The sequence below is a fragment of the Amycolatopsis rhabdoformis genome (genome assembly GCF_035918295.1).
Taxonomy (GTDB): domain Bacteria; phylum Actinomycetota; class Actinomycetes; order Mycobacteriales; family Pseudonocardiaceae; genus Amycolatopsis; species Amycolatopsis rhabdoformis.
This window is the reverse complement of the sequence record NZ_CP142149.1, coordinates 4049639-4066796: the sequence shown is the minus strand read 5'-3', so window position 1 is coordinate 4066796 and position 17158 is coordinate 4049639. Positions and strand designations below refer to the sequence as shown.

Genomic DNA, 17158 nt, shown 5'->3' with positions numbered 1-17158 from the left:
CCGCGATCCGCCGACCTCCTCGCCCACTCCCCTTCAGCCATTCCACCTGGCCCACTCCGCCTGGCCCATTCCACCTGGCCCATTCCACCTGGCCCATTCCACCCCGACCGGTCGAAAGGACCATCGATGAACCGATGGCGTTCTGTCCTCACCCTCTTCACCGCCGCGCTGCTGGCGGCGTCCGGATCGGCGGCGGCCGCCGCACCGGGCGGCGCCGCCGCGAAGCCGACCTCGCTCGAGACCGAGAACCTCGTCGCCCCGATCGGCATCGACGCCACCCACCCGTCGCTCAGCTGGCTTCCGGGCAAGACCTCGACCGGCCAGAGCGCCTACGAGATCCGCGCGACCCTCGAAACACCGTCCCAGCACGGCAAACGCGACCTGTGGGACAGCGGGAAGGTCCGGTCCTCGAGCACCTCGAACGTGGCCTACGCGGGTCCGGCCCTGCACTCCCGTGACCACGTGAGCTGGCAGGTCCGCACCTGGGACACCACCGGTCGCATCTCGCCCTGGAGCGATCCGGCGAGCTGGGAGATGGGGCTGCTGTCCGCCTCCGACTGGTCGGCGCGCTGGATCGAAAACCCGTCGTACGACTACACCCAGCCGGACGGCAAGGAGACTCCGCTGCCCGTGTTCGGCAAGGCGTTCGCCGTGCACGGTGCGGTGAAGCAGGCCCGGCTCTACACGACCGGTCTCGGCATGTACGCCGCGACTGTCAACGGCCGTCCGGTCGGCGACGCCGTGCTCGAACCGGGCCAGACCACCTACTCCGCCGAGGTCGACTACCGGACCTACGACCTCACCCGCGCACTGCGGTCGGGCACGAACACCCTCGGCATGGAGACCGGCAGTGGCACCTACCAGCGGGTGAAGACACCCGGGCGGTACTTCTTCGGCGGCACCCTCGAGCAGTACACGGTGTACGGCGAGCCCAAGATCATCGCCCAGCTCGAGATCACCTACCAGGACGGGCACCGCGAGATCGTCTCCAGTGACGGGTCCTGGCGGACGGCGCTCGGCGCCACCACCTTCTCCTCGTGGTGGAGCGGCGAAGAGTACGACGCCCGCCGAGCGAGCCAGTCACCGACTTCGGCCGCCGCGCTGACCAACCCGGGCTGGCAGCAGGCGAGCCCGGTCACGCTCACCCAGGCCACGACTCCGCGCGACACCACGCCGTTGCGCGCCAACCCGCGCCCGCCGGTCACCGTCGCGCAGACGGTGCGGCCGACCAGCGTCCGCGAGCTCGCCGACGGCTCGTACCTCCTCGACTTCGGAGCCAACCGGTCCGGCTGGCCCAGCGTTTCGCTCTCGGGACGCGCGGGCGACACCGTGACGATGATTCCGGCGGAGAAGCTGGCCGCCGACGGCACCCCGGACATCGCCAGCACCGGCGCGAAGCCCGGTAGCCAGATCGCCTACCGGTACACGCTTTCCGGGCACGGCAAGGAAACGTGGCACCCGCAGTTCACCTACAGCGGCTTCCGCTACCTGCAGGTGAGCGGTCTGCGCACGGCGCCTGCCCAGGACACCGTGACCGTGGACGTGATCCACGCGGCGAACCCGAGCGCGAGCGAGTTCAGCTCGTCCAGCGATGTGCTCAACCAGATCCACACGATCACCGAGCGGGCGATCCAGAGCAACATGATGTCGGTCATGACCGACTGTCCTGACCGCGAGAAGGGCCCGTACACCGGCGACAACCTGCAGAACCTCGACGCCCTGCTCACCGACTACGACATGTCGGCCTACGAACCCCAGCTCGTGCGCAACATGGCCACCGCGCAGCGCCGGCCGGGTGACGTGTCGCCGGGCTTGATCGCCAACATCGCCCCGGAGTTCCACCGCGTCGCGCCCACCACGCAGACCAAGCCCCAGGGCACCATCGAGTTCCTCGACGAGGTCAACTGGGGTGGTGCCGTGATCCGGATCCCGTGGCAGCTCTACCTCACCTACGGCGATACCCGGACGATGGCGTCCTTCTACGACAACATGGTGGCCTGGCTCGACTACGAAGCGAAGAACAAGTCCGCCAACAACGGCGATATCCCTGGCCTCGGCGACTGGTCCGCGACGGACAACACCACGCCGATGCAGCTGGCGATCCTTTCCGGTTACTACACGGCGGCGAGCGACATGGCCGACGTGGCCCAAGTACTCGGGAAGCCGGCCGACCACGCCAAGTACGCGGCTCTGGCCGCCCAGCTCGCCACGGAGTTCACCACGCGCTTCCGCCACGTCGACGCGACCGGCGTCTACTACGGCAGCGACAGCGAAGCCTCCAACGCCATGGCCCTCGACGCCGGGTTGGTCACCCCGGCCGACCGCGCCGCGGTGCTCGACCGCCTCGTCGCGTCGGTGCGCACGGCCGGCAACCACATCACGACCGGCTCGGTCGCTCTCGCGCCGCTCTTCCGCGCACTCGAGGCCGGCAACCGCGACGACGTCATCTACGACATGGTCGTCAACCCGAGCTCGCCCGGCTACGGCTACCTGATCGCCAGCGGCCACACCACGTTGTCGGAGAGCCTGGACGGCAGTGGCTCGCAGAACCACCACTTCCTCGGCGCCGTCGACGCGTGGTTCGTCCGCGGACTCGCCGGCATCCAGCAAGCGGACGGTTCGGTCGGCTACCGCGACCTCACCATCGCGCCCGCGGTCGTCGGGGGTCTGACCCACGCCGAGGGCAGCTACCGGACTCCGTACGGCACGGTCAGCAGTGCCTGGACGAACTCCGCGCACGGGTTCCGGCTCCAGGTGACGGTTCCGCCGGGCGCGACCGCCACCGTGCACGTCCCGGCCGCCGCCGGCCGCACCGTCCAGGCCTCCGGACCGGGGGCCCGCCGCGTCGCCGAGGCCGTCTACACCGTCGGCGCCGGGCAGTACACGTTCACCGCGGCGAACTGATCGTTGTGTCCGATGTGGCCGACCGGCCACATCGGACACAGCTCTCCCTGGAAACCCCACCCCTAAGGAGACATTCGATGGACGTCACCCGTCGTTCGATGTTGAAGTGGTCCGGAGCGGGGGTCGCCGCCGCCGGTGTCGTGGCGGTGACCCCCGCCGGCCTGGCGGCGGCCGATCCCGCGGCCACGGCGCCGGCCGGCTCGCTCGCCGCGCCACCGCCGGCGTCACCTCAGGCGCAGGCGGCGGTGAAGAAGGCCCGGCAGCTCGTGGCGAAGATGACCCTCGACGAGAAGATCGCCTACTGCCACGGCATTCCGGCCACAAAGGGCTTCACCGGGCACATTCCTGCCAACGACCGGCTCGGTATCCCGGCCTTGCGGCTGGCCGACGGGCCCAGTGGGGTCGGCAACGGGTCCACCGGCGTCACGCAGTGGCCGGACTCCAAAGCCCTGGCCGCCACCTGGAATCCCGCCACCGCGGCCGACTACGGGAAGGCTTACGGCGCCGAGCAGGCGGCCAAGGGACACAACGTCGCGCTGGCGCCGTGCATCAACATCCTGCGCCTCCCGCACTGGGGGCGCTCGTTCGAGACCTACACCGAAGACCCGTTCCTGAACGGGCAGCTCGCGGCCGCGACGATCCGGGGCATCCAGACCAACCACGTCATCTCCACGGTCAAGCACTTCGCCGCCAACAACCAGGAGATCCTGCGGAACTCGATCGACGTCGTCGTCTCCGCTCGCGCGCTGCAGGAGATCTACTACCCGGGGTTCCGGGCCGCGGTGCAGCAGGGCCAGGTCGGTGCCGTCATGACGTCCTACAACAAGGTCAACGGCACCTGGGCCCACGAGAACCGCGTCAACGTGCAGGACACGTTGCGCGACGCGTGGGGTTTCGACGGGATGGTGATGTCGGATTGGGGCGGCACGCACAGCACACTGCAGACCGCCAAAGCCGGCTCGGACACCGAAATGCCCGGCGGCACCTACCTCGGCGACGCGCTCAAGGCCGCCGTGCAGAACGGCAGCGTCAGCGAGGCCGAGCTCGACACCATGGTGACCCAGGTCCTCACGGCGATGATCCGCGTCGGGCTGTTCGACCACCCGTTGCCGGACCCGGCCACGGTCGTCGGCACCGTGGTGTCCACGCCGGAGCACCTCACACTGGCCCGGCGCATCGGTGTCGAGGGCAGCGTGCTGCTGAAGAACAACGGTGTGCTGCCGCTGGTACGGCCTCGCAGCATTACCGTGATCGGCAACGCAGCCGATGCCGGCGCCCAGACCCACGGCGGCGGCTCGGGCAGCGTCAACGCCAACGGCACGGTCGTGACCCCGTTGGCCGGGATCCGCGCGCGGGCCGGAGCCATCCCGGTCACCTACGCGCAGGGCACCCTCGGCATCGCCGCGCTGCCGGTCGTGCCCGCGGCGGCCTTCGGCTCCGGCCTGACGGCCACGTACTACGCGTCCACCGACCTGACCGGCGACGCACTGGGGACCGAGACCGTGGCCGCCCTGAACGTCACCGCGACGCCGGCGGCGGTCGCGGCTCAGACGGACGGCTGGTCCGCGCGGTACACCGGCACCTTCACCGCGACCGAAGCGGGCGGCTACCGCTTCAGCCTCGGCGTCGGCGGGGTGACGACGCTGAGCATCGACAGCAAGGAGGTGGTCACCGCTCTGCCCGGCCGCGAGGCCGTCCAGAACGGCCTGGTGACCTTGACCGCCGGCAACCACACCATCGAGGTCACCTACGTGTCGGCCGCGCCGGCGGGCGGGCGCGCACCGCGCACGTCGCTGGTGCTCGGCTCCCAGGCCGGCTACGACAAGCTCCACCAGGCGGCGGCCGACGCGGCGCGCGCGGCGGACGTCGCCGTCATCGTGCTCTCCGACCTCACCAGCGAAGGCATGGACCGCTCGACCCTCGCCCTGCCCGCCGACCAGAACGAACTCGTGGCCGCGGTCGCGAAGGCCAACCCGAACACGGTGGTCGTGCTCAACACCTCCGGTGCGGTGCTGATGCCGTGGCTGGGCAGCGTCAAGGCGGTCATCGCCAACTGGTACGCCGGCCAGGAACAGGGCCACGCCCTGGCCGCCATGGTGTTCGGTGACGAGGAGCCGGGTGGGCGCCTCCCCGAGACGTTCCCCGCGACCGACCAGCAGGGTCCCGCCAAGACCAGCGTCGAGTTCCCCGGCGACGGCGTGCAGGTGTACTACGACGAAGGGCTGGCTGTCGGATATCGCTGGTATCAGCACAGTGGTGAGAAACCGTTGTTCCCCTTCGGTTTCGGCCTGTCGTACACCACCTTCCGCCTCGGCGGCCTGCGCCTCTCCCGTACCGGCGGCGGACTCCGAGCCCAAGCGACGGTCACCAACACCGGTCGGCGGAGCGGTTCGGAGGTGGTGCAGCTCTACGTCGCGGCACCCGATGCGGCGCAGGAACCCTCGCAGCAGCTCAAGGCCTTCGCCAAGGTGACGCTGAAACCGGGCCAGAGCACCACGGTGACGCTCGACGTCCCGCGCGACGAACTCGCGGTCTGGCTCACCCCGAGCACCGGATGGACCGTGATCCCGGGTAGCTACGCCGTCGGCGTGGGGACTTCGTCGGCGGAGCTCCCGCTCCGCGGTCACCTCACGCTGTCCTGACCTCACCGGCCGACGAAGAAGCGGCGCCGAGGAATTTCCTCGGCGCCGCTTCCTGTTTGCGGACCTACTTGCCGTTGTAGACGACGTAGTCCTGGTACGGCGTGAGCGTCACCGGCCCGCGGAGCCCGTAGGGCTGGCTGGCCGTCGACTTCTTGTTGTACTTCGACACGGCGTTGCGCAGCGTCGTGTGCACGATGATCTGCACGGCGTTCGTGCCGGGGTGGAGCCAGCGGGTGATGTCCCACTGCCGGCCGTCCGTGATCTGCGTGCCGACGAGCTGACCGTTGACCGTGATGTCGGCGGTGCCGTCGACGTGGCCGAGGTTCAGCTGCACGCCTTCGGCGGGGTTGGCGTGCCAGCCGTCGGGCAGCGTGGTGTTCGCGCTGTACGTGCCGACGCCGGACTCGCCGTTCAGCTGGGTGATGTCGCGCCAGTCCTTGAGCTTGAACTGCTGGAACTGCGAATCACCGAGCCCGCTGGGAATCGACACCGTCGCGCCGCCCGTCGGGGTCACCGTCTTCACGCTCAGCCCCCAGGTACTCCACTGATCGATGGTGGAGGGCCGGCTGGACGGGATGCCGGGCAGCGGCTTGTCGTCGTCCGTGCGCACCACGGCGTCGGCGTCGGTCTTGCGGCCGTTGGACAGCTGGAACGTCTGCCCACCGGAGCCGGTTGCCCGGAACACGATCTTTCCGTTGCTCACCAGGAAGGCCCCGCCCTCGGGCAGGCTGCCGGTGACGTGGACGGCCGGTTTGGCGTTCGTGTTGATCGCCACGACCTCGGCCTGACCGCCTTGCAGGGTCACCGGAACGCTGGTGCGTCCGCTGCCGGTGGCGTACTGGGCGATCGGCGAGATCGCGCCGTCCCAGAGGTTCATCTGCGCCGGCACACCCTGGACGCCGAACGACGGCGTGAAGGTGACCGGGTGATCGGACGGGTTGTAGAGGTAGACGTACGCGCCACCCTTGACCTCACGCCACTGGGAGAGGATCTGGGTGCCGCCCGACGCTACCCGCGGAATGAGGCTGAGCCGCTTCAGCGCGCCGGCGACGTCGTTCTGGCTCGCCACCTTCGTCGCCGACGGCAGCCGGAGCGTCGCCGCCACGTTGTTCTTGACCTCCGCGTCACCCTTGGCGCCGCTGGCGTAGGTGGTGTCGTGGTCGGGGAGCGAGCCCACGAACACGACACGAACGCCGGCCTTCGCGGCGCGCAGCACGGCGGCCGAGGCGTCGTGCGTGATCGAGCGCTGGTCGATCACCAGCGCGCGGTAGCCGCTGGTCCCGCCGAACAGTTCACCGTGGTCCGGGCGGGAGTCCTGGGCCAGGCCCTGCGGGTCAAGGTACTCGACGGAGTAGCCCTGTTCTTCGAGCCGCTGGGCGTCGAACGGCGACTGGTGGCCGCGCGGCGACAGGAAGGAGTCGCTGTAGACCGCCACGTCGGTCTTCGCGGTGCCGGTCTCGAGAACGCTGGTGCCGCGAGCGAAGTAGCTGTTCAACGCCGACCAGCTCGACCACTGCGGGAAGTTCTTGTCGTTCCAGCTGTCGGTGACCGTTTCGTTGAAGCGAGTCGTGCCGGGCCACGCGGCGTCGGGCGCCTGCAGGGCGAAGCCGTGGATGAACGGCTGCGACACCCCCGCCGCCCACTCCTTGCCCATCAGGTCGCGATAGTCGTCGAGGTTCATGCTGTACGCGGGCTTGAAGAACGCTCCGAGCTCCACGCTCAGCAGGTCACCGCCGCCCTGGTGCACGCCGGACGCGATCGTCTGCTGGAAGGCGAGCGAATTGCGCCAGGCCGGGTCGTCGGGCGAGATCGGCAGGTTCTCGCCGGCGTCGAGTGACTCCGTCTCCGACCTCGCGCCGAAGTTCTGCAGCGAGCGGAAGCTGCGGATCGGTTCGAGATCCTGCAGGTACGCGGCCTGGGCCTTGTACTGCATGCCGTACTGCTTCGCCCAGTCCTGGAACACCTCGAGGTGGTCGGCGATGTAGAGGTCGGTGAGCGTTTCGTAGTAGTCGTGGCGCACCTTGCCCGCCGAGCCGTCGGTGAGCGAGAAGTCCGGAGTCGGTTCCTTGGGCGGTACGGGAAAGTCCGACTCACCCTGCACGAACATCAGCGGCAGGTACTTGGTCATGTCATAGCCGCGCCGGCCGCGGAACTCGCTCTCCATCTTCGGAGTCCAGAAGACGGAGGTCGCGTGCAACTCGAGCGAGTCTTCGAACAGGTCCGCGCCGGCCTTCTTCAGCTTCGGCGCATTGTCCTTGCCGATCTGGATCTGGTCGAGGTCCTGCGTCGCCTTGCGGGACGCGTCGGCGTCGAAGGGGTTGGTGTAGTTCCCCTTGTTCTCACGGGACCAGAACGCGAACAGCTCCCAGTCGCCGGCGGAGGGCGCTTTCCACGTGAGGGCGCCGTTTTTCACCTGAGCGGTGAGGTCGGTCAAGGACTGCGGATCCAGTACCGTCGACTTCGCCGGCGGCTGACCGGGTGTCGTCACGTCGGGTCCGGCGGACACAACGCGCGCCGCGGTGACCGCGACCAGCTTCGCTGCCTGGGTCTGCTGGGCGGCGTCGATCGCGGGAGGCACCGCCCCCGAGTAACTCTGGCCGCCGGCGACGTGAACGCGCCCGTACTGCAGCTCCTGCGAGGCGAACCCACTGCCCACCCCGGTGTTGGGCGTCTGCACCGGCCAAGCGGCACCCATCGTCATCGACACCTTGATGCCGAGCTGCGCGGCCTTGTCCAGCACGTGGCCGAGGATCGTGCGCTGCTCGTCGGTGGCCCACGCGCCCGAGGAGAACGCGATCTCGACTTCGCCGAACCCGGCGTCGGCAATCACCTGCAACTCGCGCTGGGCCTCGGCGTCGTCCAGCGGCTTCTGCCACCACCAGCGCATCGCCGGCTTGAACCGCGTGTCCGGGTGAGCGAACTGCGCGGGGGAGAGTCCTCCCATCAGTGGCTGCAGCCCGTCGGTTCCCCGCGTGAGCTCAGTGGCCACCTGTGCGGGACCGTGCTGGTCCGACTGGGCGGTCCCGGTGGGCGCGAGGGCCACGAGCGCGGCAGCGGTCACGGCCGACACGCAGACGGTCAGCAAGGACGACGTTCTCTTCGGTGGTTTTGCGAACACTTCACACCTCCATTGGTGCGGTGGTTGCGGCGTGGAGCGGGCCGTTGCGGAGATCGCACTCCACAACGGCCCGCCCGGATCGAACAGGGTTGATCAGCGCTGAGACACCGTGATCTGGTACGTGCCACCAGGAACGGCCAGGACCACGGAGCCGCCGGACGTCTTCGCCCGGGAGTCGAAGTCCTTCGCAGCGTGGCCGTTGACGGTGATCACCGAGTTGCGGCCGACCGGCACGGTGATGGTGCCGGTGGTGTGCGCGGGGGTCTGCGCGGTGAGCGTGAACCGGCCGGACTTCGGGTCGGAAGTCCACTCGGTCTTGATGGTTCCGTAGGCGGTCGGCACGGCGCCGCTCGCCCAGCGGACGGTGCCGGGGCGAGGAGCGATGCTCCAGGACTGGTAGCCGGCGCTCACGGCGGTGACGCCGAGGAGCTGTTCGGTCAGCTGCACGGACGGAGACGCCGCCCACCCGTGCGCGAGGCTGGCCGTTGCGCGGTTGACGCCGCCGGTGCTGTTCTTGAACTCCCAGAACGCGCCGGTGTACAAGGGGTTCTTCTTGTCGATCATCGGTCCCCAGGTGCGCCGCATGAGATCCAACGCGCCGGCGGTGTCGCCACTGGCGAACCGGCCTGCCGTCTCCATCCCGTTGGCGAAGGGCTCGATGGTGTGCCCGGTCGGGTCCTGCAGGCCCGGGCCCATGATGGCGCCGTACGGAGTCCACAGTGTCTTCATGGCGGCGAGGACACCGGCTTCCTTGCCGGCGGGCACGAAGCCGTACTGCAGCGCCAGCGCGTTGGCGTCTTCGACGAGGACATCGGGCTTGCTGCTGCTCTGGCCATACGCGCCCACAGCGGGGTTCCACAGCTTGCTCATGGCCGCGGTCTTGATGGCGTCCGCCTTCGCGTCATCGGCGTCCGCGAGGGCGGTGGATCCGGCGGAGCGCTCGAGCCACGCCATGTCCTTGAGGAGGATGTAGTAGTCGATGCTGTACTTGGTGACCTCGCCAGTCTGGCTCGCCTGCCAGTAGTCGCGGTCGTTGGAGACCACGAGGTTGTCGGCCGTGAGGAACGTGTTGTTGTACGCCAGTTCCTTGCGCAGCGCGGGAAGCGCGGCGGTGATGTAGGCCCTGTCCCCGGTGTAGCGGTAGTAGTCGATGAACGCGCGAGCCCCGTAACCGGAGTAGTTGTTGGAGTAGAACAGGGGCGAACCCGCGGGGGAGGTGCGCTTCGAGAAGTCCGGTGAGCCGGGGAACGCGCCCGTCCGCGCGCTGAGTGGCCAGCAGCGTGTCGAGCGACGACTTCACGTACGGCGCCCCGGCGTTGCCGAGACTCGTGAGCAGGGTGGGGATCTGCACGAGCAGGTCACCGGTCCACACGCTGCGGTCGCGCTTGGCACCGTCGTAGATGCGGGCGTCGGGCAGGCTGTTGAGGCCGGGCGCCTTCATGTTCATCTGCAACGTGTAGGCGCCGGAGTACCACATGCGGTTCAGCTGATCGTCGCTCGAGAGGAACCAGCCCTGGTAATCGGCGGGCGTCGCGCGGAACGCCTGGAAGTTCACCCCGAGCGAGGAAAGGCTGACGCTGCCGGGAGAAGAGACGGTGAGCAGGGCGAACCTGAAGCCGCCGTGGAACCCGCCCGTGAGCCGTCCCGCGCCGGTCGGCTGGAACGTGTCCGGACCACCGACGCCGGCGAGGCCACGCGACTCGTCCGAGCTCGGCGCACCGGGCGATGTCGAGACGGCGGTGCCCACGGCGACCTCTGCCGGCAGCGCGGGCTTGACGGTCACGGTCCGCGCCGTGCTGTCGAAGGCCGTGATGGTGCGGGTGACGGGCTTGCCACCGGTCGCGGTGAACGTGATGGTGTTGCCGACTTCGAGGTTCGCCGCCGAGGCCAGGGTGACCTGGCCGGCTCCGCCGGCCGCCGCCGCGGACACCGTCGTCGCCGCGGGCGTGCGGATGTACTGCTTCGCCTCGGAGGTGACCAGGGTCAGGGTGGGGGAGCCGGTGACCTTCGTGAGGTCGAGGTACGGCGTCCCGCCGACCTCGCGGCCGAAGTCGAGCAGGATCGACGCCGGCGCACCGCCCACCTTGGTGGTGAGCGTCGTCGCCGGTCCGTGCGCCTTCAGCAGGGACTGCGGATGGTCGACGTCACCGCGGCCTTCGGCTCCGACCGGGCCGACGTCGGGAGTCGAGGGACCGAGAACGTACGACTTCCAGGCGGAGGTGTCGAGACTCGGGGCATCGGCTCCGGGTGAACCGGCCGCGTAGGCCTGACCAGGCGTGGTGACGAGGGCCGGGGTCACGGCGGCGAGCACTCCGACGGCCGCCCATCGGCAAAGCGACGACGCTCTCGAACGAGTGAATCGTTTCACTTCGACTGCCTCTTTCTCCCCGTTGAGTGGAGGGATCGGTGGGGACACTGCGATCGCGCCTCGCCCCGAGGGGGCGGACAAGAGGAAATCTTGAGGACCCTCCGGAGGTGGAGCAAGGATTTGTCCGGATCCGGACGCGCACCCGGGTCGGCCGCCGCGGTGCCGGGCGAGCCGGCGTCACCCGCACCTGCACTAACATGAGATCGAGGGTCGCGCGGGCGGGGAGAGGAACAGTCGGCTGAACAGGATCACCATTCGCGACGTCGCGGAGCTGGCGAAGGTTTCCCCGGCCTCGGTGTCGAACTACTTCCACCGGCCGCGGAAGCTCTCGGAGGGCACGCGGCAGCGGATTCGGCAGGCGGTCGACACTCTCGGCTTCGTGCCCAACGACGCCGCCCGAACCTTGCGTACCGGTGTCAGCCCGGTGATCGGGTACATCGCGTTCGAGCTCGCCGGTGCGACCACACCGGAGATCGCCGCCGCGATCGAGCAGCGGGTGTCCGCTGAGGGCATGTACATGCTGATGGCCAACGACACCGGATCTGAACAGCGTGAACGCAGCTACCTGCAGCTGTTCGCCAAGCAACAGGTGAGCGGGGTGATCATCGCGCCCGTCGGCAACGTGGAGGCCGAGCTGGCCCGCATGCGGTCCTTCGGCATCGCGAGCGTGCTGAGCGCGCGCCGGGCCGAGTCGCCGGAGCAGGCGTCGGTGTCGATCGACCACGTCGCCGGGGGCCGGCTGGCCGCGGCGCACCTGATCGAGCAGGGGCGCAAGCGCATCGGGTTCGTCTCGTCCTCGCTCGAGCTCAAGCAGGTGTCCGACCGGCTCAACGGCGCGCTGTCGGCGGTTCACGCGGCCTCCGGTGTCACGTTCGAGGTGATCCCGGTGCGCGAGCGGTCCGTCGAAGCCGGGATCGCGTGCGCGGAGGCGCTGGTGCGGCGTCCGGCGGCCGAACGCCCGGACGCGTTGTTCTGCGCCAACGACCTGCTGGCCATCGGGGTCGTGCAGGCTTTCGTGGCGACGGACGTGGTCCGGGTCCCGGCCGACGTGGCCGTGGTCGGCTACGACGACATCGAGTTCGCCCGGTCCACGATCGTGCCGCTGACCACGGTCCGCACGCCGCAGGCGGAGCTGGGGACCGCGGTTGCGGACCTGCTCTTCGCGGAGCTCGACGCGATGACCTCGGCCGAGATCGCGCTGCCCCGGCCGCAGATCGAGTTCTCGCCCGAGCTGGTCGTGCGGGCTTCCACCGTCCGGCCGTGACCGGCGTTCGGGAGCGGTGTCGGCCACCGTGTTATTGAATCGTTTTACCACTACTCGCTGCGCGGTCTTGACGATACGGGGAGGCCATGTGGTGTGATGCCTCCCGCCACTGAGGTAAAACGTATTACCAACGGGCATGCTGCTTCGACGAAGAAGGAGACCTCATGGCCGAGAACACCGCCGCCACGACGGCCGGGCCCGACCGCAGACACTGGCTGCTCGCCGTCGCCGCGGGGATGGCGTCGCTCCTGGACTCCGGCGCGATCATCTCCGTGGGGCTGGGCCTGGCGCTGTGGAAGAAGGCGTTCGACCTCGACGTGTGGACGGTCGGCGTGCTCGGGTCGGCGCTGACGCTGTTCATCGCGGTCGGGTCGCTGACCGGCGGGCGCCTGGCGGACCTGCTGGGCCGCGGCCGGATGTTCTCGATGACGATCCTGCTCTACGCCGCGGCCGCGGTCACGGTCGCGCTGGCTCCCAGCGCACCGGTGCTCGTGACCGGCGTGATCGTGCTGGGCATCGCCGCCGGCGCCGACCTGCCGACCTCGCTGGCGGTGCTGTCCGAGCGCGCACCCGAGGGAACGCAAGGCAGGCTCGTCGCCTTCACCCACGTGATGTGGACGATCGGCGTGGTCATCGTGACGCTGCTCGGCTTCGCGGTTTCCGGTCTGGGCGTGTCCGGCGTCAGCCTGATCTTCGGCATCCTCGCCGTGCTCGCGGTGGCCACCTTCGTGTTCCGCGCGTTCTACCCGCCGTTCCGCCGCCTCGAGGAAGAGGCGCGAGCCCGCAACACCACGGCCGACGTGGATCCCTCGAAAGCCCTGCCGATCTCGGCTCTGCTGCGCAACCGGAACTCGCTCCTGCTGATCACGCTGACCGCGCTCTTCTACCTGTTCTTCACCCTGGTGGCCAACACCTTCGGCTCGTTCAAGACCTACTTCCTGGTCACCGTCGGCGGCACGACCCAGACCGTCGCGACCGGACTTTCGTTCGGCACCACGCTGATCGGGCTCGTCGGCACGATCGCGTTCACCCGCATCGCGGACACCAAGTGGCGCAGCCGGTTCTTCGCCGCGGGCGTGGTGGTCTTCATCCTCTGCCAGCTGCTGATCGCGGTGACCGGTGGCGTGGTCCTGCCCGCGATGATCGTCGCGCTGGTGCTCTACAACCTCGCGTTCCCGTTCGTCGGGGAAGCGCTCTACAAGATCTGGACGCAGGAGTCGTTCCCGGTCAACGCGCGCGCGACGGTGCAGGGCTTCACCATCGCCATCGCCCGCTTCATCGCCGCCGCCTTCGCGCTCGTCACCCCGGCGCTGATCGCGTGGAGCCCCACGGGCCTGTATCTGCTGCTGGCCGTGTTCGCGCTCGTGTCGGGCCTCGTCGGCACGGTCATCATCCGGCGCCTGCGCCGCGATTCGGGCCGGCCGACGTCTTCGTTGCACACCAGCACTTCCCTCGCCGCCAAGGAGGCTCTTTGATGACGGGTGCCGTCACGGTCAACGCTCCGCGCATCGGCCTGTCCGCCGAGCCGTTCGTCGCGACCGCGACACCGAGGCTCTCGTGGAAGACGGTCGCCGGTACCGATGACTGGACGCAGGCGGGTGCGGAGATCGAGCTCACTGTCGGCACCGCTGGGACGACCGCGACGATCGACGGCGACCAGTCGGTGTTCGTCGCGTGGCCGTTCGCGCCCTTGCGGCCCCGGGAAACGGTCCGGGTTCGGGTACGGGTGCGCGGAGCCGACGGGGTGGTGTCGCCGTGGAGCGAGCCGACCGAGGCCACGGCGGGATTTCTCGGTACGGGGGAGTGGGGCGCGCGGTTCGTCGGGTCCGGTTCGGACGATCCGCAGCTGCTGCGCGCTGCCTTCGAGGTGCGGGGCCTGGTCCGGCGGGCTTTCCTCTACGCCACCGCGTTCGGTGCCTACGACGTCCGCCTCAACGGCGCCACGGTCGACGACGCGGTGCTCAAGCCGGGCTGGACGAGCTACCAGTGGCGGCTGCTGTACGACGTCACCGACGTGACCGCGCACCTGCGGTCCGGGACGAACACCTTCGGGATCGAACTGGCCGGCGGGTGGTACACCGAGGCGTACGGCTTCCGTGACCGGGCCCGGCGGTTCTACGAAGGCAGCCCGGCGGCCGCGGCGCAACTGGTGATCGAGTACGAGGACGGCACGACCGCCACGGTGGTCACCGACGAGAGCTGGCGGTGCTCGCCCGGACCCGTGGTCGCGGCGAGCATCTACCAGGGCGAGACGTACGACGCCCGGCTTCTCGATCCCGGCTGGGCGAGCTCCACGGTGGCCGACGGCGACTGGAGCCCGGTGGTGCCGGTCGAAGTCCCGGCGGTGCGGCCGCGACCGCGTACGAGCCAACCGGTCCGCGTGATCGAACGCCGGGAGGTGGTGGACGTGATCACCACGCCGTCCGGTGCCACCGTGGTGGACTTCGGCCAGAACCTCGTCGGCTGGGTCCGGATCACGGTGTCCGGGCCGCGCGGGCACACGATCACCCTGCGCCACGCCGAAGTGCTGGAACGCGGTGAGCTCGGTACCCGGCCGCTGCGCAACGCCGCGGCCACCGACCGGTACACGCTCGCCGGCGACGGCGAGGAGACCTGGGAGCCGAAGTGGACCTTCCACGGGTTCCGCTACGTCGAGATCCACGACTGGCCCGGCGAGTTCTCGCCGGCCTCGATCTCGGCCGCGGTCGTCCACACGGACCTGCCGCGCACCGGTGGCTTCTCGACCTCACACGCCCTGCTGAACCGGCTCCACGAGAACGTGGTGTGGGGGATGCGCGGCAACTTCCTGTCGATCCCGACCGACTGTCCCCAGCGCGACGAGCGGCTCGGCTGGACCGGCGACATCCAGGTGTTCGCACCGACGGCGTCGTTCCTCTACGACTGCAACGCGTTTCTCCGGTCGTGGCTCGAGGACGTGCGCCTGGAACAGACGGCGGCCGGCGGCGTGGTCCCGATGGTGGTGCCCGCCGTGATTCCCCAGGTACCGGGCCAGCTGGAGCCGGTCGCGGCGTGGGGTGACGCGGTCACCGTGGTGCCGGCCGTCCTCGGTGAACGTTTCGGTGACCAGGGCGCGCTGGGCGATTCCTTGGCCGCGATGAAGTCCTGGGTGGACACGATCACCGCGCGCACCGGAGGAAGTCCGTTGTGGGAGAGCGGTGTCCAGTTCGGGGACTGGCTCGACCCGGACGCTCCACCAGACCAGCCGGGCCGGGCCAAGACGGATCCCGGGCTGGTTGCCACGGCCTATTACTTCCGCTCGGCGGATCTCACCGCTCGGGCTGCTCAAGCCTGCGGAAATGCCGAAGACGCACGCCACTACCGAGAACTGGCCGGGCGAATCGGCGACGCGTTCCGCGCCACGTACACCACGGCGGCGGGACGAATGATGTCCGACGCGCCGACCGCCTACGCCGTCGCGATCGCGTTCGGTCTTGTCGAGGGCGAACGGAAAGCCGCGATGGGAGAGCGGCTGCGTCACCTCGTGCGGGCGTACGGCTATCACATCGCGACCGGGTTCGTGGGCACCCCGATCATCTGCGACGCGTTGACCGCGACCGGCCACGTGGACACCGCGGCGCGCCTGCTGGCCCAGACGGAGAGCCCGTCCTGGCTCTACCCCGTCACGATGGGCGCCACCACCATCTGGGAGCGATGGGACTCGATGCTGGAGGACGGCTCGATCAACCCCGGTCAGATGACGTCCTTCAACCACTACGCGCTCGGCGCCGTTGCCGACTGGCTGCACCGCGTGGTCGCCGGCTTGGCGCCGCTGGAGCCCGGGTACCGGCGCATCCGCATCGCGCCGACGCTGCTCGACTTCCTGGACGACGCGTCGGCCTGGCACGAGACGCCCTACGGCCGCGCGTCGTCGGCCTGGCGCCGGGACGGCGAGGTGGTGCGGTTCGACGTCGAGGTGCCCGCCAACACCCGTGCCCGCGTCCGGCTGCCCTCCGGCGTGGAACACGAAGTCGGCAGCGGCAGCTACACCTGGACGGAGCGCCACCCCCGCCCGCGCCGAAGCCGCGCCGAACTCGGGCTCGACAGCGACCTGGCCACCATCGTCGACGACAGGGAGGCCTACCGAGCCGTCCTGGGAGCGATCAGCGCGATCGATCCCGACCGAGCGGCCGCGTTCCGGCGCACCACGCGCTGGACACCGGGGCGTTCGCTGCGCGATCCGCTGAGTCATACCCCACTTGACGTGGTGGACGCCATCGAAAAGGCGCTTGCGGCGCTCCCCGCGGGCGAGCTGTCATGAAATCGGGACTCTTGGCTCGGTCGGCACACAACCCCGGTTCGATGAGATCAGCGCGATGCCAGGACCCGGACGGTTCTTGGGGCAAACCATGGCAGGTTTGCCGACCGCACCGAACTATGCCGACTTCTCCATCAGCACCGTGTTCGCATGGAGCGTATCGAGATACTCCCGCACTTTCCGAATTTTCCCATCGGCAACTTCGCACGAGAACGCCACTCGGTTCTCGTAGGTCTTACCCGTGGCGGAGACCCCTCGGGCGATGAACTCGACCACCACCTGACTTCCTTCGGCGATGGCACTGAAGATCTCAACCTGGACACCGTCGGGGACGGCCGCGCCGATCGCACCGAGAACGTCGATCAGTTCGGACTTGGAGTGCACTCCCGCCAGCGGGAACTCGGCGGGGTGGCCCCCGATCCGATATTCCAGATTCTCGTCCAGCCGACCCAGCGCCCCTGGGAGGTTTCCGGCCGAGAGATCGCTGTAGAAGGCCAGCACCAGTGCCTTGTTCTGCTGAGACGCGTCCATTTGTTCTTTCCTCGTCAGCCAGTGGGCCTGCTCCGACCGCTCGCCACAGTAGGGC

Annotated in this window: 9 protein-coding genes; 5 read left to right on the top strand and 4 right to left on the bottom strand. The window is 69.3% G+C overall.

The window, feature by feature from the left end; genetic code table 11:
- The first annotated feature begins 126 nt into the window (after positions 1-126).
- Positions 127-2904, top strand: coding sequence for a family 78 glycoside hydrolase catalytic domain (locus tag VSH64_RS18460; protein WP_326836853.1), 2778 nt, complete (start codon positions 127-129; stop codon positions 2902-2904).
- A gap of 77 nt (positions 2905-2981) precedes the next feature.
- Positions 2982-5546: a glycoside hydrolase family 3 C-terminal domain-containing protein gene (locus VSH64_RS18455; RefSeq protein ID WP_326836852.1), complete on the top strand. Its 2565-nt coding sequence runs from the start codon at positions 2982-2984 to the stop codon at positions 5544-5546.
- Between the two features lie 64 nt (positions 5547-5610).
- On the opposite strand, the gene VSH64_RS18450 is transcribed toward VSH64_RS18455, so the two are convergent.
- The 3 genes from VSH64_RS18450 to VSH64_RS18440 all read right to left on the bottom strand — a co-directional run bounded on the left by VSH64_RS18450 (position 5611) and on the right by VSH64_RS18440 (position 10963).
- Positions 5611-8664 carry a glycosyl hydrolase gene (locus VSH64_RS18450; RefSeq protein ID WP_326836851.1) on the bottom strand — a complete coding sequence of 1018 codons (3054 nt, stop codon included), beginning with the start codon at positions 8662-8664 and terminating at the stop codon, positions 5611-5613.
- A gap of 93 nt (positions 8665-8757) precedes the next feature.
- Positions 8758-9618, bottom strand: a complete 861-nt coding sequence (locus tag VSH64_RS18445; RefSeq protein ID WP_326836850.1) for an alpha-L-rhamnosidase C-terminal domain-containing protein — start codon at positions 9616-9618, stop codon at positions 8758-8760.
- Entirely contained in the window at positions 9566-10963 is a 1398-nt protein-coding gene (locus VSH64_RS18440; protein ID WP_326836849.1) for a hypothetical protein, read from the bottom strand. The genes VSH64_RS18445 and VSH64_RS18440 overlap by 53 nt, the downstream gene beginning before the upstream one ends.
- 271 nt (positions 10964-11234) lie before the next feature.
- Between VSH64_RS18440 and VSH64_RS18435 the strand changes: the two genes are divergently transcribed.
- The 3 genes from VSH64_RS18435 to VSH64_RS18425 all read left to right on the top strand — a co-directional run bounded on the left by VSH64_RS18435 (position 11235) and on the right by VSH64_RS18425 (position 16575).
- Positions 11235-12296, top strand: a complete 1062-nt coding sequence (locus tag VSH64_RS18435) for a LacI family DNA-binding transcriptional regulator (protein ID WP_326837977.1) — start codon at positions 11235-11237, stop codon at positions 12294-12296.
- A 164-nt stretch (positions 12297-12460) separates the two neighbouring features.
- Entirely contained in the window at positions 12461-13771 is a 1311-nt protein-coding gene (locus VSH64_RS18430) for an MFS transporter (protein ID WP_326836848.1), read from the top strand.
- Positions 13771-16575: a family 78 glycoside hydrolase catalytic domain gene (locus tag VSH64_RS18425; protein ID WP_326836847.1), complete on the top strand. Its 2805-nt coding sequence runs from the start codon at positions 13771-13773 to the stop codon at positions 16573-16575. The genes VSH64_RS18430 and VSH64_RS18425 overlap by 1 nt, the downstream gene beginning before the upstream one ends.
- A 114-nt stretch (positions 16576-16689) precedes the next feature.
- On the opposite strand, the gene VSH64_RS18420 is transcribed toward VSH64_RS18425, so the two are convergent.
- Entirely contained in the window at positions 16690-17103 is a 414-nt protein-coding gene (locus VSH64_RS18420; protein ID WP_326836846.1) for a nuclear transport factor 2 family protein, read from the bottom strand.
- Positions 17104-17158: the final 55 nt, after the last annotated feature.

Coding starts and splice junctions, on each gene's coding strand:
- VSH64_RS18460 (WP_326836853.1), top strand. CDS start 127: ATGAACCGATGGCGTTCTGTCCTCACCCTCTTCACCGCCGCGCTGCTG.
- VSH64_RS18455 (WP_326836852.1), top strand. CDS start 2,982: ATGGACGTCACCCGTCGTTCGATGTTGAAGTGGTCCGGAGCGGGGGTC.
- VSH64_RS18445 (WP_326836850.1), bottom strand. CDS start 9,618: ATGGCGTGGCTCGAGCGCTCCGCCGGATCCACCGCCCTCGCGGACGCC.
- VSH64_RS18430 (WP_326836848.1), top strand. CDS start 12,461: ATGGCCGAGAACACCGCCGCCACGACGGCCGGGCCCGACCGCAGACAC.
- VSH64_RS18425 (WP_326836847.1), top strand. CDS start 13,771: ATGACGGGTGCCGTCACGGTCAACGCTCCGCGCATCGGCCTGTCCGCC.
- VSH64_RS18420 (WP_326836846.1), bottom strand. CDS start 17,103: ATGGACGCGTCTCAGCAGAACAAGGCACTGGTGCTGGCCTTCTACAGC.